Source organism: Bradyrhizobium sp. SRS-191, assembly GCF_024586915.1.
Taxonomy (GTDB): domain Bacteria; phylum Pseudomonadota; class Alphaproteobacteria; order Rhizobiales; family Xanthobacteraceae; genus Bradyrhizobium.
On record NZ_JANBVS010000018.1, the window covers coordinates 1 to 19010 of the forward strand.

At 66.0% G+C, this 19010-nt stretch carries 16 protein-coding genes; 9 read left to right on the forward strand and 7 right to left on the reverse strand.

The genetic code is table 11. The annotated features are described in order from the left end of the window. Positions 1-227: 227 nt before the first annotated feature. Positions 228-785 carry a MarR family transcriptional regulator gene (locus tag NLR35_RS26435; RefSeq protein ID WP_257169469.1) on the reverse strand — a complete coding sequence of 186 codons (558 nt, stop codon included), beginning with the start codon at positions 783-785 and terminating at the stop codon, positions 228-230. Between the two features lie 159 nt (positions 786-944). On the opposite strand from NLR35_RS26435, the gene NLR35_RS26440 reads away from it, so the two are divergent. The 5 genes from NLR35_RS26440 to fahA all read left to right on the forward strand — a co-directional run bounded on the left by NLR35_RS26440 (position 945) and on the right by fahA (position 6531). After that, positions 945-2576 carry an FAD-dependent oxidoreductase gene (locus NLR35_RS26440; protein ID WP_257169470.1) on the forward strand — a complete coding sequence of 544 codons (1632 nt, stop codon included), beginning with the start codon at positions 945-947 and terminating at the stop codon, positions 2574-2576. 11 nt (positions 2577-2587) lie between these two features. Further along, a complete protein-coding gene (locus NLR35_RS26445) occupies positions 2588-2815 on the forward strand; it encodes a DUF2783 domain-containing protein (protein ID WP_035639586.1) in 228 nt (75 codons plus the stop codon). Between the two features lie 23 nt (positions 2816-2838). After that, entirely contained in the window at positions 2839-3795 is a 957-nt protein-coding gene (locus NLR35_RS26450; RefSeq protein WP_257169471.1) for an MBL fold metallo-hydrolase, read from the forward strand. Continuing rightward, positions 3795-5141, forward strand: a complete 1347-nt coding sequence (hmgA, locus tag NLR35_RS26455) for a homogentisate 1,2-dioxygenase (RefSeq protein ID WP_257169472.1) — start codon at positions 3795-3797, stop codon at positions 5139-5141. Before NLR35_RS26450 ends, hmgA begins: the two co-directional genes overlap by 1 nt. 121 nt (positions 5142-5262) lie before the next feature. Then, positions 5263-6531, forward strand: coding sequence for a fumarylacetoacetase (fahA, locus tag NLR35_RS26460; protein ID WP_257169473.1), 1269 nt, complete (start codon positions 5263-5265; stop codon positions 6529-6531). Between the two features lie 30 nt (positions 6532-6561). Here fahA and NLR35_RS26465 read toward each other — a convergent pair whose 3' ends face one another. Both NLR35_RS26465 and NLR35_RS26470 read right to left on the reverse strand, forming a co-directional pair. Further along, positions 6562-6873 (reverse strand): DUF1272 domain-containing protein, encoded by a 312-nt coding sequence (locus NLR35_RS26465; protein WP_257169474.1) that lies wholly within the window; start codon positions 6871-6873, stop codon positions 6562-6564. 90 nt (positions 6874-6963) lie between these two features. Further along, complete coding sequence (locus NLR35_RS26470; RefSeq protein WP_257169475.1) at positions 6964-7443, reverse strand: Lrp/AsnC family transcriptional regulator; 480 nt, start codon at positions 7441-7443, stop codon at positions 6964-6966. A 118-nt stretch (positions 7444-7561) separates the two neighbouring features. Here NLR35_RS26470 and hppD point away from each other — a divergent pair, with 118 nt between their 5' ends. Beyond that, the gene (gene hppD, locus NLR35_RS26475; RefSeq protein WP_257169476.1) at positions 7562-8680 is read left to right on the forward strand and encodes a 4-hydroxyphenylpyruvate dioxygenase; all 1119 of its coding nucleotides are present in this window, start codon (positions 7562-7564) and stop codon (positions 8678-8680) included. A gap of 18 nt (positions 8681-8698) precedes the next feature. On the opposite strand, the gene NLR35_RS26480 is transcribed toward hppD, so the two are convergent. From NLR35_RS26480 to NLR35_RS26495, 4 genes are all read right to left on the reverse strand, one after another. Further along, the gene (locus NLR35_RS26480) at positions 8699-9811 is read right to left on the reverse strand and encodes a CaiB/BaiF CoA-transferase family protein (protein ID WP_257169477.1); all 1113 of its coding nucleotides are present in this window, start codon (positions 9809-9811) and stop codon (positions 8699-8701) included. 173 nt (positions 9812-9984) lie between these two features. Next, on the reverse strand, positions 9985-10785 hold the full coding sequence (locus tag NLR35_RS26485; protein WP_257169478.1) for a xanthine dehydrogenase family protein subunit M: 801 nt from the start codon (positions 10783-10785) through the stop codon (positions 9985-9987). Positions 10786-10804: 19 nt separating this feature from the next. Next, the gene (locus NLR35_RS26490) at positions 10805-13150 is read right to left on the reverse strand and encodes a xanthine dehydrogenase family protein molybdopterin-binding subunit (protein ID WP_257169479.1); all 2346 of its coding nucleotides are present in this window, start codon (positions 13148-13150) and stop codon (positions 10805-10807) included. A gap of 105 nt (positions 13151-13255) precedes the next feature. Further along, positions 13256-13741 carry a (2Fe-2S)-binding protein gene (locus tag NLR35_RS26495; RefSeq protein WP_172132422.1) on the reverse strand — a complete coding sequence of 162 codons (486 nt, stop codon included), beginning with the start codon at positions 13739-13741 and terminating at the stop codon, positions 13256-13258. Between the two features lie 357 nt (positions 13742-14098). On the opposite strand from NLR35_RS26495, the gene NLR35_RS26500 reads away from it, so the two are divergent. From NLR35_RS26500 to otsB, 3 genes are all read left to right on the forward strand, one after another. Beyond that, positions 14099-16138, forward strand: a complete 2040-nt coding sequence (locus NLR35_RS26500; protein ID WP_257169480.1) for a methyl-accepting chemotaxis protein — start codon at positions 14099-14101, stop codon at positions 16136-16138. 413 nt (positions 16139-16551) lie between these two features. Next, the gene (locus NLR35_RS26505; protein ID WP_257169481.1) at positions 16552-18066 is read left to right on the forward strand and encodes an MFS transporter; all 1515 of its coding nucleotides are present in this window, start codon (positions 16552-16554) and stop codon (positions 18064-18066) included. 3 nt (positions 18067-18069) lie between these two features. Further along, positions 18070-18894, forward strand: a complete 825-nt coding sequence (gene otsB / locus NLR35_RS26510; protein ID WP_374940864.1) for a trehalose-phosphatase — start codon at positions 18070-18072, stop codon at positions 18892-18894. The last annotated feature ends 116 nt before the right edge of the window (positions 18895-19010 follow it).

Consider the following 19010-nt stretch of genomic DNA (forward strand, 5'->3'; position numbering starts at 1 on the left):
AACCGCAGGCGGGGATGGGCCGGCGATGCCCTCTCCCGCAAGGGGAGAGGGCGCTGCATTTAGCAGCGCGCAGATCCTAGCATTCGGCCGTAGGGTGGGCAAAGGCGCCTGGGAGGTGTTCGTTGCGGCCCGCGCTGTCGCGCGCCGTGCCCACCGCCGTCGTTCGGCGAGGAACGGTGAGCACGCATCGCCTCCGGCGCCGCTTTGCCCATCCTACGCCTGCGCAACTAATACGCCTGCTTCGCGTCCGCCTCTTCGCTCGTCTGGATCAGATCCAAACTCGTCTCGATCTTGCCGATCAGGCGGTCGAACAGCTTGCGCTCCTCCGCCGACAGGCAGCCCATGATCTCGCGCTCGCGCTGCTGCAGCCGGGGGATCAGCTCCTCATACAGCGTCTTTCCCTTCCGCGTCAGCCGCAGCCGGAATTCGCGGCGGTCGTCGGCATTCTCGACGCGTTCGATCAGCCGCCGCTCCAGGAGCGACGTCACCGCGCGGCTGATGGTCGATTTGTGCGTGCGGGTGCACGCCGCGACATATTGCGCGCTGCAGGCCTCGCGGCGGAAGCCGAGCGTCGCGAGCACGCGCCATTCCGGAATGTCGAGGCGATAGCGCTCGCGATACTCGCTGGCGAGCGCGGCGCTGACCTCGGCAGCCAGACGGTTGAGCCTGAACGGCGCGAACTTGAACAAATCGAGCCGCTCGGCCTCCTGCGGCGCTGCGGCATTCTGACCGCCATTGGCCCCCTTCGCCGGACGCCGGGACTCCGCAGGTGAAGGGTTCGCCACGCTCGCGCTCCGATTTTTGAGTTGACGCCCACGAGGTCGTCCGGTGTAGAATAGTTGCAAGTGAGACTATCTGGCAAGATGGCCCGTTGGTCCCGCCCGAGGAAATGTCAAAGATCGAACGATCAACCCAAGCGACGCAACGAGCAGGGTAGACGCGCCATGGTGCAAGCCAATCCGGGGCAGGGCACGAGCCAAGCAAAAGTTCAGTTCGGCTATCATCGCCACCGCGATCAGGATCATGCCGCATCGGCCGAACATCCGGTCGTGGTCGTCGGCGCGGGTCCGGTCGGGCTGTCGTTCGCGATCGATCTCGCGCAGCGCGGCCATGCCGTCGTCGTGCTCGACGACGCCGACCGCATCGGCGAGGGCTCGCGCGCGATCTGCTTCTCCAAGCGTTCGCTGGATTATTGGGATCGCCTGGGCGTCGGCGACCGCATGGTCGAGAAGGGCGTGGTGTGGAACGTCGGCCGCATCTTCCACGGACCATCCGAGCTCTATCAGTTCAACCTGCTGCCGGAGCCGGGCCACAAGCGGCCGGCCTTCATCAACCTGCAGCAGTTCTATGCCGAGGCCTATCTGGTCGACCGCGTCAACGAGCTGCCGAGCATTTCGCTGCGCTGGCGCAACAAGGTGACGGCGCTGGAGCAGCGCAACGACCGCGCGGTGCTGACGATCGAGACGCCGGAGGGACCCTATCGCCTGTCGGCGCAGTATGTGATCGCCTGCGATGGCGCGCGCTCGTCGCTGCGCCAGATGGTCGGCGCCGGCTTCTCCGGAAAAGTGTTCGAGGATCAGTTCCTGATCGCCGACGTCAAGATGACCGCGGAGTTTCCGACCGAGCGCTGGTTCTGGTTCGATCCGCCGTTCCATGCGGGACGCTCGGCGCTGCTGCATCGCCAGCCCGACGACGTCTGGCGCATCGACCTGCAGCTGACGCCGGACTGCGATCCCCAGGTCGAGAAGAAGCCGGAGAACGTGCGGCCGCGCATCGCGCGCATGCTCGGCCACGACAAGTTCGAGTTCGAGTGGATCTCGCTGTACAAGTTCCAGTGCCGCCGCATGGAGCGCTTCATCCATGGCCGCGTGATCTTCGCCGGCGATTCCGCGCACCAGGTGTCGCCGTTCGGCGCGCGCGGCGCCAATTCGGGACTCGAGGACGCGGAGAACCTGGCGTGGAAGCTCGATCGCGTGCTGCGCGGCACCTCGCCGTCGGATCTGCTCGAAACCTATCACATCGAACGTAGCGCGGCGGCTGACGAGAACATCCGCGAATCGACGAGAGCCACCGACTTCATGGCGCCGGTCAGCGCCCAGGAGGCGCGGCTGCGCAAGGCGGTTCTGTCGCTTGCCAAGGAGACCGAGTTCGGCAAGCGCATGGTCAATGGCGGCCGGCTGTCGGTGCCCTCGGTGTATGAGACGCCGCTGTCGACGGTCGATGCCGAGGCGTGGGCGAGCGGACCGTGTCCGGGCACCTCGATGCTGGATGCGCCGCTCGCGACAGCCGAGGGACGGCACCTTCACCTCACCGATGCGTTCAACACCCAGGGCCGGCGCTTCACCCTGCTGTCGTTCGCCAATGGCGAGGCGATCGACGCGCCCGACGATATCGGCGTGATCAGGATCGGCGGCGACGGTTTTGCGGATGCAGAAGGCTTTGCCGGCAAACGCTATGGCGCGGAGCCGGGCACATCCTATCTGCTTCGTCCTGATGGTTACGTCGCCGCCCGCTTCCGGCATCCGACACGTCACGCAATTGCGGCCGCCATGGCGCGCGCGGCCGGGCTGAATTGAGGAAGCTGACGATGGCCCTCTCGACCGCATCCAACTTCGCCAAGCCCGATGACGCCTTTCGCGCCATCGTCGAGGCGCATCGCGGCCTCTCGGAGAAGGACAGCGCCGATCTCGACGCGGCGCTGGTCCTGATCCTCGCCAATCACATCGGCGACATCACCGTGTTGCGCGAGGCGATCACGCTCGCCAAGCGGCGCATGATCGATACGAGCCAGCAACAGCAACAACAGCAGCAATAGCTGCCGACACGGGGAATGAATTGATGGCGAAAGGTTTCGCATCCACCACTGATATGGCCGAGAAGAAGGTCACCTTCTCCGAGATCGGCCCCGATCTCTACGCCTTCACCGCGGAGGGCGATCCGAACTCGGCGGTGATCGTCGGCGACGACGGCTGCATCGTGTTCGATGCGCAGGCGACGCCGGCGATGGCGGGCAAGGTGATCGAGCGGGTCAAGACCGTGACCGACAAGCCGATCAAATATGTCGTGCTGTCGCATTATCACGCCGTGCGCGTGCTCGGCGCCTCGGCCTATCATGCGCAAGGCATCGTCGCCTCGCAGGAGACGCATCGGCTGATCGTCGAGCGCGGGCAGCAGGACTGGGATTCCGAGTATGGCCGCTTCCCGCGGCTGTTCCAGGACGCCGAGAGCATTCCCGGCCTGACCTGGCCGACGCTCACTTTCGAGGGCGAGATGACGATCCATCTCGGCAAGCGCGAGGTGCAGCTGATTCAGCTCGGCGCCGGCCACACCTCCGGCGACATCGTCGCCTGGGTGCCGGATGCCGAGGTGATGTTCTCCGGCGACCTCATCGAGTACCACTCGGCCTGCTATTGCGGCGATGCCTATTTGCGCGAATGGCCGTCGACCCTGAACGAGATCCGCGACTTCAATCCGAAGGCGATCGCGCCCGGCCGCGGCGACGCGCTGAAGGGCGAGGCGACGGTGCGCGAGGCGATCGCGATGACCCGCGATTTCGTCAGCTCGTTGTATGGCGCTGCCGAGATGTCGGTCGCCAAGGGGCGCAGCCTCAAGGAGTCGATGGCGGCGACGCGCGAGGTCATGGACCCCAAATTCTCAAGCTTCGCGATCTACGAGCACTGCCTGCCGTTCAACGTGTCGCGCGCCTATGACGAGGCCAGCGGCATCGACGATCCCGTGATCTGGACCGCCGAGCGCGACCGCGAGATGTGGGCCCGCCTGCAAGGAGAAGGATGATGAACGTCAACACATCGCCTGACCAGCTCAGCCGCGCGACCGGGCAGGTCACGCCCGGCTACATGTCCGGCTTCGGCAATTCGTTCGAGACCGAAGCGCTCCCCGGCGCACTGCCCATCGGCCGCAACTCGCCGCAGCGCTGCGCCTACGGCCTCTACGCCGAGCAGCTCTCCGGTTCACCGTTCACCGCGCCGCGTGGCTCCAACGAGCGCTCCTGGCTGTATCGCATCCGCCCCTCGGTGAAGCATTCCGGCCGCTTCACGAAGGTCGATGCCGGGCTGTGGCGCACGGCGCCGTGCCACGAGCAGGAGATCACGGTGCAGCAGCTGCGCTGGGATCCGACGCCGATGCCCTCGGGCGAGGTGACGTTCCTGCAGGGCGTGCAGACCATGACGACCGCCGGCGACGCTGCCACGCAGGCGGGCATGGCGACGCATGTCTATGTCATCACCAAGTCGATGGTCGACCAGCACTTCTACGATGCCGACGGCGAGCTGATGTTCGTGCTGCAGCAGGGCCGCCTGCTGTTCGTCACCGAGTTCGGCCGCATCGATGCGGAGCCCGGCGAGATCGTCGTGATTCCCCGCGGCGTCAAGTTCCGGGTCGAGATCCCTGCGGGGCCGGCGCGCGGCTATCTCTGCGAGAATTACGGCGGTGCGTTCACCTTGCCGGAGCGCGGCCCGATCGGCGCCAACTGCCTGGCCAACGCCCGCGACTTCCTGACGCCGGTGGCGTCCTACGAGGACAAGGACACGCCGACCGAGCTCTACGTGAAGTGGGGCGGCGCGCTGTTCAAGACCGAGCTCAAGCACTCGCCGATCGACGTCGTCGCCTGGCACGGCAACTACGCGCCCTACAAATACGACCTGCGCACCTTCTCGCCGGTCGGCGCCATCGGCTTCGATCATCCCGATCCGTCGATCTTCACGGTGCTGACATCGCCGTCGGAAACCGCCGGCACCGCCAACATCGACTTCGTGATCTTCCCCGAGCGCTGGATGGTGGCCGACAACACCTTCCGCCCGCCCTGGTATCACATGAACATCATGTCGGAGTTCATGGGCCTGATCTACGGGATCTATGACGCCAAGCCGCAAGGCTTCGTGCCCGGCGGCATGTCGCTGCACAACTGCATGCTGCCGCATGGCCCCGATCGCGAGGCGTTCGATCACGCCAGCAATGGTGAGCTGAAGCCGGTGAAGCTCACGGGCACCATGGCGTTCATGTTCGAGACCCGCTTCCCGCAGCGGATCACCAGGCACGCAGCGGAGTCCGGCACCTTGCAGCCTGACTATGCCGATTGCTGGAACGGACTGGAGAAGCGGTTCGATCCGAACAGGCCTTAGCGCGAACTATGTCAACGCCGTCATGGCCGGGCTTGACCCGGCCATCCACGTCTATCGTCCCGCCGGCTAGATGGATGCCCGGGTCAAGCCCGGGCATGACGACCCGGTTTGGAGAAGCATTTTGACCCACCCCAACGACCCCTCACTCCGCTCCTTCATTCCGGTCGATCCGGCCTCCGACTTCCCCATCCAGAACCTGCCTTACGGCGTGTTCTCCGCCGCCGACTCCCCGAAGCCCCGCGTCGGCGTCGCCATCGGCGACTACGTGCTCGACCTCGCCGTGCTCGAAGACGAAGGCCTGCTCGATCTCTCCCCAGCCTACGAGGTGTTCGCACAGCCCTCGCTGAACGCCTTCATGGCGCTCGGCCCTGCCGTGTGGTCGAAGACCCGCGCCGCGATCAGCGCGGTGTTGCGCGACGACAATCCGCGGCTGCGCGACGACAAGCCGCTGCGCAGCCGGGCGCTGCTGCCGCGGAAGAATGTCACGCTGCACCTGCCGTTCCACGTCGCCGGCTATACCGACTTCTACTCGTCGAAGGAGCATGCCACCAATGTCGGCGTGATGTTCCGCGGCAAGGACAATGCGCTGCAGCCGAACTGGCTGCACATGCCGATCGGCTACAACGGCCGCGCCTCGACGGTGGCCGTGTCGGGCACCAAAGTGCGCCGTCCCCGCGGTCAACTGAAGCCGCCCAGCGCCGACGTGCCGAGCTTCGGCCCGTGCAAGCGGCTCGACTTCGAGCTGGAGATGGGCGTCGTCATCGGCCAGTCCTCGCCGCTCGGCGAGATGCTGACGGAGACGCAGGCGGAAGCGATGATCTTCGGCTTCGTGCTGCTCAACGATTGGAGCGCGCGCGACATCCAGCAATGGGAATACGTCCCGCTCGGCCCGTTCCAGTCGAAGGCGTTCGTGACCTCGATCAGCCCGTGGGTCGTGACGCGAGACGCGCTGGAGCCGTTCCGCGTGGCCGGCCCGGTGCAGGATCCGACACCGCTGCCCTACCTGCAGCAGAAGGCCGCGCAGAACTACGACCTCGCGCTCGAGGTCTCGCTAAGCGCGGGCGCGGCCGCACAGACGATCTCGCAGACCAACTTCAAATACATGTACTGGTCGAGCGTGCAGCAGCTGATGCACCACGCCTCGAGCGGCTGCGCCATGAGCGTCGGCGATCTGCTGGGCAGCGGCACCATCTCCGGTCCCGAGACGCATCAGCGCGGCAGTCTGCTCGAGATCAGCTGGAACGGCACCGAGCCGGTGGAGCTTGCCGGCGGCGTGAAGCGCTCGTTCCTGGAGGATGGCGATTCGCTGGTGATCCGCGGCTGGTGCCAAGGCAACGGCTATCGCATCGGCTTCGGCGAGGTGGAGGGCACCATCGTTGCAGCCGGGTAGTCACCCGCCCCGGAATGACGAGGAGAGATCTCAGCGGTCCTGCGGTGCGATGCTTTTCACGCCCGCCACGAACCTCGAGACCTCCTCGGCCGCATATTTCAGATGCACGCGCTTATCCGAGGGCACTTGTTTCACTGTGCAGACCCCAGGCCGCCACTCCTGCGCCGGCCGGATCGGCCGCGGCGCGAAGCCGCCGCCGCAGTTCGGGCAGACGTTGAACAGCTTCGTCTCCACGCAGTCGGCGCAGAAGGTGCATTCGTACGAGCAGATCCGCGCATCCGATGCGGACGGCGGCAGGTCCTTGTCGCAATACTCGCAGTTCGGCCGAAGCTGCAGTGCCATGATCATCTCGCAGGTCTGGGAGCACGGTGATTGTTGCAGAAGCCTCGGCGAGGGGGAACGGCGCAATTCCCTCCTTTCGCGCCACGTCGGTCAGCCCGGCGACAGCGACGCCAGCGGCAGCTTGGCGCTCTCCTTGAGCCGGTCGAGCACGATCGAGGACCGCACATGGGCGACACTCTGATGCGGCATCAGCACGTTGTTGACGATGTCGGACAGGCTCTTGAGGTCGCGCAGCACCACCTTGAGCAGATAGTCGGAGTCGCCCGTCAGCGCATAGGCTTCCTGGATATCGTCGACGCGGTTGACCAGCGCGCGAAACCTCTGCGCGTTGTCGGGCGAATGCGTCGCCAAGGTGATCTGGATGAAGGCGATCAGCTCGAAGCCGAGCGCCTGGCTGGCGAGCTGGGCGCGGTAGCCGGCGATGACGCCGTCCTCCTCCAGCCGCATGCGGCGCCGCGAGCATTGCGAGGCGGAGAGGCCGGCGAGATCGGCCAGCTCCTGGTTGGTCAGCCGCCCGTCGTCCTGGAGGGCCGCCAAGATGCGGAGATCGAAGCTGTCGACAGAGATCATGCGTTATTCTCCAGGATTGTGCACGGATCGTGCATATCCCGGCGAAAATGACAATGGTTTGCATGCTCCATGCGCCCATTTGGGGAGATCATAGCCTCAATCAGCCAAGGAGCTTCCCATGGGTCCGTTTCCGCACGATGCGCCGCCTGCCACCATCTCCGCCGACAACCCGATGGGCACCGACGGCTTCGAGTTCGTCGAGTATGCGCATCCCGACGCCGGCGAGCTGCACGCGCTGTTCAAGCTGATGGGGTTTGCCGCGGTCGCCCGCCACAAGACCAAGGCGATCACGCTGTATCGCCAGGGCGACATCAACTATCTCGTCAACGAGGAGCCCGGCAGCCACGGCCACGACTTCGTCGCCGCGCACGGCCCCTGCGCGCCGTCGATGGCGTTCCGAGTCGTCGATGCCAGGAAGGCCTATGCCCGGGCGATCGCGCTCGGTGCCGAGCCGGCCGATCTGCCGCCGGAGCAGAAGACGCTCGACGTACCCGCGCTCAAGGGCATCGGTGGCAGCCTGTTGTATCTGGTCGATCGCTACGGCGCCAAGGGTTCGGCCTATGATCTCGAATTCGACTGGATCGGCGCCCGCGATCCGCGGCCCGCGGGCTCCGGCCTCTACTACATCGATCACCTGACCCACAACGTGCATCGCGGTCGCATGAACGTGTGGGCGGGGTTCTATGAGAAGCTGTTCAATTTCCGCCAGATCCGCTTCTTCGACATCGAGGGCCGCGCCTCCGGCCTGTTCTCGCGCGCGCTGACCAGCCCCGACGGCAAGATCCGGATTCCGATCAACGAAGACGCCGGCGATGCCGGCCAGATCGAGGAATATCTGAAGACCTATCGCGGCGAGGGCATTCAGCACATCGCCTGCGGCGCGCGCGACATCTACGCGACCGTCGAGGGCCTGCGCAGCGCCGGCCTGCCATTCATGCCGTCGCCGCCCGAGACCTATTTCGAGCGGATCGATTCCAGGCTGCCGCAGCACGGCGAGGATATCGCCCGGCTGAAGCGCAACGGCATCCTGATCGACGGCGAGGGCGTCGTCGACGGCGGCCAGACCAAGGTGCTGCTGCAGATCTTCTCGGCCAATGCCATCGGCCCGATCTTCTTCGAGTTCATCCAGCGCAAGGGCGACGACGGCTTCGGCGAAGGCAACTTCAAGGCGCTGTTCGAATCCATCGAGGAAGACCAGATCCGCCGCGGCGTGCTGAAGGTGGAGGCGGCGGAGTAGGGCGGTTTGATCGAAAGCCTACCGTCCTGCCTTCCACGCATTCACCAGCGCGCCGATCTCCGCGGCCTCCGGCTCCCTGATATTCGACGGCGTCCGCGAGAAACGCGGCGCTGGCGCCGGCTGCGTGATGCCGTGGCGCTCGACGAACACGCCGCGGGCGGCCATGTGGGCGTGCTTCGGCGCTTCCGACATGGTGAGCACCGGCGCGAAGCAGATGTCGGTGCCTTCCATGATCGTGCACCACTCTTCGCGGGTCTTGCTCTTGAACACCGCGACCAGCTTCTCCTTCAGCGCCGGCCAGGCGCGCGGGTCCATCTGGGCCTCGAAGGCCGGATCGGAGAGGTCGGCGTGCTGGCGCAGCAGCGCGTAGAACTGCGGCTCGATCGAGCCGATCGAGATGAAGTTGCCGCAGGCGCATTCGTAGACGCCGTAGAAATGCGCGCCGCCGTCGAGGAAGTTGCGCTCGCGTCCTTCGGTCCAGCGGCCCATCGCGGTGAGGTCGAAGAACATCGCCAGCAGTGAGGCGGCGCCGTCGCACATCGCCGTGTCCACCACCTGGCCCTTGCCGGACTTCGAGGCTTCCAACAACGCCGCGAGCACGCCGACCACGAGATACAGCGCGCCGCCGCCGAAATCGCCGACCAGGTTGAGCGGCGGCACCGGCCGCTCCTTCGGGCCGATCGCGGCGAGCGCGCCGGTGATCGAAATGTAGTTGATGTCGTGGCCCGCGGCCTGCGCCAGCGGTCCTTCCTGGCCCCAGCCGGTCATGCGGCCATAGACCAGCTTCGGATTGCGCGCCAGCACGACGTCGGGGCCGAGCCCGAGCCGTTCCATCACGCCGGGACGGAAGCCTTCGATCAGCGCGTCGGCGCCGGCGAGCAGGTCGAGCACTTCGGCAATGATAGCCTTGTCCTTGAGGTCGAGCTCGATCACCTTGCGGCCTCGGCCGGCTACGGACTTCATGGTCTTGCGCGCGCCGACACGATCCAGCGTCACCACTTCCGCGCCCATGTCGGCCAGCAGCATGCAGGCGAACGGCCCCGGCCCGATCCCGGCGAATTCGACGATGCGAAATCCTGCGAGCGGGCCGGTGGCGCGGGTCTGGCTATCGGGGGCGGTCTTGTCGAGCACGTCGTTGTGTCCTTGGCTTCGCGCGTCTTGTCGCTTGCGTTTCCTGATCCGCAATTGTCCCGCGTGCATCAGGCCAACGCAAGCGCGCCGTATGCCGCAAAGCAAAACGGCGCGCATCGCTGCGCGCCGTGGAATTTGTTGTGCCGTTTCGCGGAATGATCCGCGTCGCGAACTTAGCCTGCGGCCTGCACCGCGCGCTGCGCCATGACCTTCACAAGATTGGCGCGGTAATCGGCCGAGCCGTGGATGTCGCTCAGCAGGCCACTTGCCGACACGCTGACACCGTCGAGCGCCGAGGCCGACCAGTTCGCCTTCAGCGCCGCCTCGATCGCCGGGACCCGCATCACGCCGCTCTGCGAGGCGCCCGTCGCCGCGACGCGGACATCGCCCGCCTTGGTCTTGGTGACGAACACGCCGGTCAGCGCGAAGCGCGACGCCGGGTGGCGCATCTTGGCGTAACCCGCCTTCTCGGGCACCGGGAACGCCACCTCGGTGATGATCTCGCCATCCTCGAGCGCCGTGGTGAACAGGCCCTTGAAGAAATCATCCGCCGAGATCGACCGCTTGTTGGTCTTCACGGTCGCGCCGAGCGAAATCAGCGCCGCCGGGAAGTCCGCCGCCGGATCGTTGTTGGCGATCGAGCCGCCGATGGTGCCGCGCGAGCGCACGGCGGGATCGCCGAGCACCGAGGTGAGATGGGCGATCGCGGGGATCGCCTTCTTCACATCGGCATTGGTCATGATGTCGTAATAGGTCGTCGCCGCCTTGATGACGAGCGTGTCGCCCGAGAGCTGCACGCCGATCAGGTCCTTGATCTTGCCGATGTCGATGACATCGGACGGCGAGGCAAGGCGCTGCTTCATGACCGGGATCAGGGTGTGACCGCCAGCCAGGAACTTGGCCTCGCTGCCCTTGGAGAACAATGCTGCTGCCTCGTCGACCGAGGAGGCGCGATGATAGGTCGTCTCGTACATGGTTGCTCCTCCCGTTCGATCAGGCGTTGCCGTGGATCGCGTGCCAGACGCGGTCCGGGGTCGCCGGCATTTCCAGCTTGTTGTTGCCGATCGCATCGGTGATCGCATTGATCACGGCTGCAGATGCGCCGATCGCACCGGCCTCGCCGCAGCCCTTCACGCCGAGCGGATTGCCCGGGCAAAGCGTCGTGGTGTGGCTGAGCTTGAACGACGGCACGTCGTCGGCCCTGGGCATCGCGTAGTCCATGAACGACGCGGTGACCGGCTGGCCGTTGCCGTCATAGACGGCGTGCTCCAGCAGCGCCTGGCCGATGCCCTGGACGAGGCCGCCATGGACCTGGCCCTCGACGATCATCGGGTTGATCAGCCGGCCGAAATCGTCCGCCGCCACGAAGTTGACGAACGACGTCTTGCCGGTGGCCTGATCGACCTCGAGCTCGCAGATGTAGGTGCCGGCCGGGAAGGTGAAGTTGGTCGGATCGTAGAAGGCGCTCTCCTTCAATCCGGGCTCCATCCCGTCAGGCAGGTTGTGCGCGGTGTAGGCCGCCAGCGCGACCATCGGCAATGCGATGGACTTGTCGGTGCCGGTCACCTTGAACTCGCCGTTCTCGATGACGATGTCGCCCTCGGAAGCCTCGAGCGCGTGCGCCGCGATCTTCTTGGCCTTGGCCTCGACCTTCTCCATCGCCTTCAGGATCGCGGTGAGACCGACGGCCGCCGAGCGCGAGCCGTAAGTGCCCATCCCGAACTGCACCTTGTCGGTGTCGCCATGGACGATCGATACCTGGCTGATCGGCACGCCCAGGCGGTCGGCGATCAGCTGGCAGAAGGTGGTCTCGTGGCCCTGGCCGTGGCTGTGCGAGCCGGTGAGCACCTCGATGGTGCCGACCGGGTTGACGCGGATCTCCGCCGATTCCCACAGGCCGACGCCGGCCCCTAAGCTGCCGACCGCCTTCGACGGCGCAATGCCGCAGGCCTCGATGTAGCAGGACAGGCCGATGCCGCGCAGCTTGCCCTGCGCCTTGGCAGCTTCCTTGCGGGCCGGGAAGCCGGCATAGTCGATCGCCTTCATCGCCGCGTCGAGCGAGGCGTTGAAGTCGCCGGTGTCGTAGGCCATGATCACCGGGGTCTGGTGCGGGAACTGGGTGATGAAGTTCTTCCGCCGCAGCTCGGCCGGATCCATCTTGAACTGCCGCGCCGCGGTTTCGACCAGACGCTCCAGAAGATAGCTGGCTTCAGGACGGCCCGCGCCGCGATAGGCATCGACCGGCGTGGTGTTGGTGTAGACGCCCATCACCTCGGCATAGATCGCCGGGATGTTGTACTGGCCCGACAGCAGGGTCGCGTACAGATAGGTCGGCACCGACGACGAGAACAGCGACATGTAGGCGCCGAAATTGGCGTGGGTCTTGACCCGCAGGCCGAGCATCTTGTGGTCGGCGTCGAACGCCATCTCGGCCTTGGAGATGTGGTCGCGGCCGTGCGCGTCGGTCAGGAACGCCTCGGTGCGGTCGCCGGTCCACTTCACAGGACGGCCGACCTTCTTGGAGGCCCACAGCGCCACCATCTCTTCCGGATAGATGAAGATCTTGGAGCCGAAACCGCCGCCGACGTCGGGCGCGATCACGCGCAGCTTGTGCTCGGGCGCGATGTTGTAGAACGCCGACAGCACCAGGCGGGCGACGTGCGGGTTCTGCGAGGTCGTGTAGAGCGTGAAATGCTCCTCGGCGGCATCGTAATCGGCGATCGCCGCGCGCGGCTCCATCGCGTTCGGCGCCAGCCGGTTGTTGGTGAGCTCCAGGCTGACCACATGAGCGGCCTTGGAGAAGGCGGCACCGACCGCGGCCTCGTCGCCGATATGCCAGTCATAGACGACGTTGCCGGGGGCTTCCGGATGCAGCTGTGGCGCGCCGGGCTTCAGCGCGGAGGGCATGTCGGCGACCGCCGGCAGCTCCTCGTATTCGACGACGACGGCCTCGGCCGCGTCACGCGCCAGGTTCTTGCTGTCGGCGATCACGACCGCGACCGCCTGTCCGACAAAGCGCACGGTCTCCGGCGCCATCGCCGGCCATGCGCCCATCTTCATCGGTGAGCCGTCCTTGGAGGTGATGGCCCAGCCGCAGATCAGATTGCCGACCTTGTCGTCGACGATCTGCTTGCCGGTCAGCACCGCGACCACGCCCGGCATCGCCTCGGCGGCCGAGGAGTCGATGCTCTTGACCTTGGCGTGGGCGTGGGGGCTGCGGATGAAATGGGCATAGGTCATGCCCAGAAGCTTGATGTCGTCGACATACCGGCCCTTGCCGGTGATGAAACGCTTGTCCTCCTTGCGGACGACGCTTGCGCCAATGCCTTCCATACCCATGCGAATCTCTCCCCTACCGGAGTTTGTTGTCCCGCCGCGGGCCATCGCGCGCAGCGGTCGTGGTCTCGGTATTTTTCGAAAGACGTCGAAGTCCGACGGCAGCCTTTATTCGGCGGCCTGGGCGACCTTCATCCGGCCCGCGGCGTCGAGCACGGCCTTGACGATGTTGTGATAGCCGGTGCAGCGGCAGATGTTGCCTTCCAGCTCCTCACGTACCGTGGCCTCGTCGAGCTCGCCTCCGTGGCGGTGCACAATATCGATGGCCGACATGATCATGCCCGGGGTGCAATAGCCGCATTGCAGGCCATGATTATCGCGGAAGGCGGCCTGCATCGGGTGCAGCTCGTCGCCCCTGGCGATGCCTTCGATGGTGGTGACGTTGGCGCCGGCGGCCTGGCCGGCCAGCACGGTGCAGGACTTCACGGCCCGGCCGTCGATATGGACGACGCAGGCGCCGCATTGGCTGGTGTCACAGCCGACATGGGTGCCGGTGAGATTCAGATGATCCCGCAACAGGTGCACGAGCAGGGTGCGATCCTCGACCTCAGCCGAGACCGCCTTGCCGTTCACCGTCAATTTGACTGTCGACACGAGTAACCTCCCGATGAATTATTCTTATTCTGATTAGAAACAGCGCCCTCAAAACTTTGCAACTCGAATTTTCGTCTGAGATGTCATTGCGGCGTCGTGCGCGCGGCAGCGGCGATTCGGTCGCATCTGTCCTGCCGCTGACAGCGGCAACCCTCTGCCGGCAGCACCGGGCTGCGACCTCCGGCGCAGCTCCGCTGCGGCCTCGGGCGCAGCTCTCCTGCGACCTGCAGGCTGTATGCCAGTGCCCATCATTTACCGCGCCTTAGCCATTGTGACGTAGTTTTGATCACGCTTCGGTGCGTGCCGCCGGGCGGCTGTGCTGGGCTAATATTAAAGAACGTCGAGTCGGGGGTGGGAATGTCTGCGCAATTTGCGCTGCAGTCGCGGCGTGCCAATTTTCTGACCCTGCGCTTTCGTGGCAAGATCGTGCTCGGCTTTGCCGTCGTGCTGGCGATCTCGGCTGCCAGCATCGGCTTCTCCTATCTCGGCTTCGAGCGGGTCGCCGGGGCGGTGGCGACATATCGCAGCAGCGTTGCGGAAGCCGATGCCGCCCGCAACATCGACCGCGAGCTGATGTCATACCAGGCGCTCGCGCGCTATTTTGCGCTGACCGGAAAGCCGGAGGACGAGGCCGCCGCCACCGCAGCTCAGCAGTCGCTGCAGGCGGCCATCGACAAGTCGATGGCGGCGACCAGCGCGGCTGATCGCCGCGCGCAGCTCGGCAAATTGCAGGCGCAGTTTCAGACCTTCGCGAAGATCTTCTCCGACGTCCTCGCTTTGACCCGGGAGAATGCCAAGCTGGCGACCGACCAGATCGGAATCATCGGCAACAAGATCCGCTTCAAATTCGATGATCTGGCCGATACCGCCGCGCTGGCCGGTCTTCCGTCCGTACAGACCACGGCCAAGGACCTGACCGGCCAGTATCTGACCGCCTCGGCTCTGATCGGCACCTTCCTCGCCAAGCCGGATCCGAAGACGGCCGACGGCGCCATTGCCCGCACGCGCTTTCTCGAGACGTCGCTGGTCACGATCTACGCCAATGACGAGAAGATCACGCAGCGCGTCACCGAGCTCGGCGACCTCATCAAGCAGTACCGCGCCGCCTTCATCAAGTTCTCGGACAATTCCAAGGCGCTGGCGAAGCTGGTGCAGGACATGGGCAGTGCAGCCACGGAAATCCTCGCGCTCTCGAATGGCCTGAGGTCCGATCTGGCTGCCGACCAGCAGCGCATCGAGGCGTCCACCAATGCCACGATCGGCGAGATCGAGCGCCTGATCGCGATCCTGGCCGTCGGCGGCCTCGCGCTCGGTGCCGCGCTGGCGCTGATGCTGGGCAACGGCATCTCCAAGCCGATGATCTCGATGTGCAAGGCGATGCGCGAGCTCGCCTCGGGTCATTTCGACGTCCGCCTGCCGGGGCTTGGCCGCAGCGATGAGATCGGCGAGATGGCCGCGGCGGTGGAAGAGTTCAAGGTCCAGGCTGTGGCCAAGGCGGAACGCGATGCTGCAACGCAGGACGCCCAGAACAAGGCGGCCGGCGCGGCGCGCCGGACCGAGCTGATCCGGTTCGCCGACGAGTTCGAGCAGGCTGTGGGCTCGATCGTCTCCAATGTATCGAGCTCGGCCCAGCAGCTCGAACACGCCGCCTCGACGCTCACTCGGACCGCCGAGACCACGCAGTCGCTGGCGAGCCGCGTCAGCGGCACGTCCGACCAGGCCACCGGTCGCATCCAGTCGGTGGCGAGCGCGACCGACGAGCTGTCGGCCTCGGTCAACGAGATCGGCCGCCAGGTCCGCGAGTCCAGCCGCATCGCCGAATCGGCCGTGATGCAGGCCGAGGAAACCGACGGCCGCATCGGCAAGCTGTCGCGCGCCGCGCAGGAGATCGGCGACGTCGTCAAGCTGATCACGGCGATCGCGGAGCAGACCAACCTGCTGGCGCTGAACGCCACGATCGAGGCCGCCCGCGCCGGCGATGCCGGGCGTGGCTTCGCCGTGGTGGCCTCGGAGGTGAAGTCGCTGGCCGAGCAGACCGCCAAGGCGACCGACGACATCTCCAACCACATCTCCGGCATGCAGGCGGCGACCCAGGAGTCGGTTGCCGCGATCAAGCAGATCGGCGGCACCATCCGTCAGATCTCGACCATCGCCTCGTCGATCGCGACCGCGGTCGAGCAGCAGGGCGGGGCGACGCAGGAGATCGCCAGGAACGTGCAGAGCGTCTCCGCGGGCACGCAGGCCGCCGCGACCGACATCACCCAGGTCAATCGCGGCGCGACGCAGACCGGCGAGGCCTCCGAAGAAGTGCTGCGCTCGGCCCAGTCGCTGTCGTCGGAGAGCGCTAGGCTGCGCGAGGAGCTCAACCGGTTCATGGCGAATATTCGGGCGGCGTGAGGGCGAGCGCCCGCGGCGGCGTGCCCGCACGCGACATTGCCGGCCGATATTGGACGAGTGGCTGCGTCATTCTCCGCCGTCGTCCCCGCGAACGCGGGGACCCATACTCCGCGGCGGCTGTTTGACGGGTGGTAGCCATCGCGTGCCCCAATCGGGCATCACGCGCTATGGATCCCGGGTCGCACTCGCTGCGCTCGCTTGCCCGGGACGACATCTGAGAGTGTCGCGCTGTCCGGGCTCTCCCTAGCCGGACTGTGCCGCCGGAGCACTGAGCGCGCGGTTCCCATCTTCGTTCCGGGAACCCCCCGCCCACCGGGACGTTGGGTCGCAGCGGCAAACGTACGCTGCCGCATTTGCTCCACCCTCTCCGGTCAAGCTGTCGGTGCCGTCTCGCGCCGTCGCAGTGGGATTCCATGGCACCCCGGCAGGCATCGTTCCCGCATCTGCGCGTCATCACCTCAGAGCCGCCCGGCGAAGCCGGGCGCACGCCGCTGCCGGCCGACGACCGCATCATCGAGACCAACATTCCCGCGCGGCTCGACGACCTCCGCTGGAGCGCGTTCCACACCCGCGTGGTGCTGGCGCTCGGCATCACCTGGGTGCTCGACGGCCTCGAGGTGACGCTGGCCGGCGCGCTGTCAGGCGCGCTGAAGCAGAGCCCGAGCCTGCACTTCTCCAATCTCGACATCGGCCTCGCCAACAGCGCCTATCTCGCCGGCGCCGTGCTCGGCGCGCTCGGCTTCGGCTGGCTCACCGACCGCATCGGCCGCAGAAAACTGTTCTTCATCACGCTGGCGCTCTATCTCTCCGCGACCGCCGCCACCGCGCTGTCCTGGAATGTCGCGACCTACGCTCTGTTTCGCTTCCTCACCGGCGCCGGCATCGGCGGCGAATACACCGCGATCAACTCCACCATCCAGGAGCTGGTGCCCGCGCGCTATCGCGGCTGGACGGACCTGATGATCAACGGCAGCTTCTGGCTCGGCGCCGCGCTCGGGGCCGTGGGCGCCATCGTGCTGCTCGATCCCGCCTTCGCCGGCCCCGATGTCGGCTGGCGCCTTGCTTATGGCATCGGCGCCTGTCTCGGCCTGGTCGTGCTGATCATGCGGATGTGGATTCCGGAAAGCCCGCGCTGGCTGATGATTCATGGCCATCCCGAGCAGGCGCATGACATCGTCGTCGCGATCGAGCGCGAGGTCACCGGCCATGATCATGAGGAGCGCGCGAAGGCACTGCCCAAGATGAGGCTGCGCATGCGCGACCACACGCCGCTCGGCGAGGTCACGCGCACGCTGTTCTCGGTCTATCGCCAGCGCTCGCTGGTCGGCCTCACGCTGATGATCGCGCAGGCGTTCTTCTACAACGCGATCTTCTTCACCTTCGCGCTGGTGCTGACCGACTTCTACGGCATCAAGTCAGACCATGTCGGCTGGTACATCCTGCCCTTCGCGGCCGGCAACGTGCTCGGGCCGCTGCTGCTCGGCCGCCTGTTCGATACGCTCGGCCGCCGCGCGATGATCACCTTCACCTACGGTGTCTCCGGCGTGCTGCTGGCGCTGACCGGCTATCTGTTCTCGATCGGAGTCTTGAGCGCGCAGACACAGACGGCGGCCTGGATGGTCATCTTCTTCTTTGCTTCGCCCGCCGCCAGCGCCGCCTATCTCACCGTATCCGAGAATTTTCCGCTCGAGGTGCGTGCGCTCGCCATCGCATTGTTCTATGCGATCGGGACCGGCATCGGCGGCGTCGCCGGACCGGCGCTGTTCGGCGCGCTGCTCGACTCCGGCGCGCGCGGAGCGGTGTTCGCCGGTTATTTGTTTGGCGCGGCGCTGATGATCGTGGCGGCGCTGATCGCTTGGCGCTATGCGATTGCGGCGGAGCGCAAGTCGCTCGAGCAGGTCGCGCGCCCGCTGGCCGTGATGGAGTAGATGATGATGTCTGAGAATTCCGACCTGGTCGTCTCCGGCGTTTCCGAGCCGGCCGAGATCGTGCCGACGCCGTTCAGCCTCGTGCCGCATCTGCGCGACGTTGCGATCCTGCTCGACATCGACGGCACCTTGCTCGACCTGGCGCCGACGCCGCGCGAAGTATGGGTGCCGCCGGGCCTGATGGAGACGCTGAATACTCTACTGCAAAGAACCTCCGGCGCGCTGGCGCTGGTGTCCGGCCGCTCGCTGAACGATATCGATCTGATCTTTGCGCCCGAGGTCTACCCCGCCGTCGGCGGTCACGGCGCCGAGATGCGGCTCGCCGGCGGCAATGAGGCGGACTCGATCAAGGCGCCGCCGCTCGACAAGGAGTTGAAGCGCCGGCTTGCCGCGATCGCCAAGCTCAGTCCCGGCATTCTGCTGGAAGACAAGGGCTACTCGCTGGCGCTGCATTATCGCCTAGCGCCCCAGGCGGAGAAGGCGATCTACGAGGAGGTGTCGCGCATCCGCGCCGAGTTGCCCGGCGCGCCGATCGAGGTGCTGCCCGGCAAGAGTGTCTGCGAGATCAAGCATGCCGGCTTCACCAAGGCGAGCGGTGTGCGCGAACTGATGCGCCGCGCGCCGTTCGAAGGACGCAAGCCGTTCTTCATCGGCGACGACGTCACCGATGAAACGGTGTTCGCGATCATGCCGGACTATGCGGGCCTGTCGTTCTCGGTCGGCCGCCGGGCGCTCGGCGTCGACGGACATTTCGATGCGCCGGATGACGTGCGCGCGTTTCTCGCACGGCTCGCCGGAGATGGAACTAATAGGACTTCATCGCGGTGAGCGCTGCATGGGGCCGTAGGTCCATTTGTTAGTTCCATCTGCATGGCGCCTGCGATTGCCATGCGTTGTCATTGCTTAGAAATGTTCTGACCTGCTGCGCGCTGTGATTACACCGC

What these genes read in the sequence shown, in the direction of transcription:
- NLR35_RS26470 (WP_257169475.1), bottom strand. Translation starts at nt 7,443, where the DNA reads ATGATCTCTGTCGACAGCTTCGATCTCCGCATCTTGGCGGCCCTCCAG.
- NLR35_RS26465 (WP_257169474.1), bottom strand. Translation starts at nt 6,873, where the DNA reads ATGGCACTGCAGCTTCGGCCGAACTGCGAGTATTGCGACAAGGACCTG.
- NLR35_RS26445 (WP_035639586.1), top strand. Translation starts at nt 2,588, where the DNA reads ATGGCCCTCTCGACCGCATCCAACTTCGCCAAGCCCGATGACGCCTTT.
- NLR35_RS26490 (WP_257169479.1), bottom strand. Translation starts at nt 13,150, where the DNA reads ATGGGTATGGAAGGCATTGGCGCAAGCGTCGTCCGCAAGGAGGACAAG.
- NLR35_RS26440 (WP_257169470.1), top strand. Translation starts at nt 945, where the DNA reads ATGGTGCAAGCCAATCCGGGGCAGGGCACGAGCCAAGCAAAAGTTCAG.
- NLR35_RS26485 (WP_257169478.1), bottom strand. Translation starts at nt 10,785, where the DNA reads ATGTACGAGACGACCTATCATCGCGCCTCCTCGGTCGACGAGGCAGCA.
- hppD (WP_257169476.1), top strand. Translation starts at nt 7,562, where the DNA reads ATGGGTCCGTTTCCGCACGATGCGCCGCCTGCCACCATCTCCGCCGAC.
- NLR35_RS26505 (WP_257169481.1), top strand. Translation starts at nt 16,552, where the DNA reads ATGGCACCCCGGCAGGCATCGTTCCCGCATCTGCGCGTCATCACCTCA.
- NLR35_RS26450 (WP_257169471.1), top strand. Translation starts at nt 2,839, where the DNA reads ATGGCGAAAGGTTTCGCATCCACCACTGATATGGCCGAGAAGAAGGTC.
- otsB (WP_374940864.1), top strand. Translation starts at nt 18,070, where the DNA reads ATGATGTCTGAGAATTCCGACCTGGTCGTCTCCGGCGTTTCCGAGCCG.
- hmgA (WP_257169472.1), top strand. Translation starts at nt 3,795, where the DNA reads ATGAACGTCAACACATCGCCTGACCAGCTCAGCCGCGCGACCGGGCAG.
- NLR35_RS26500 (WP_257169480.1), top strand. Translation starts at nt 14,099, where the DNA reads ATGTCTGCGCAATTTGCGCTGCAGTCGCGGCGTGCCAATTTTCTGACC.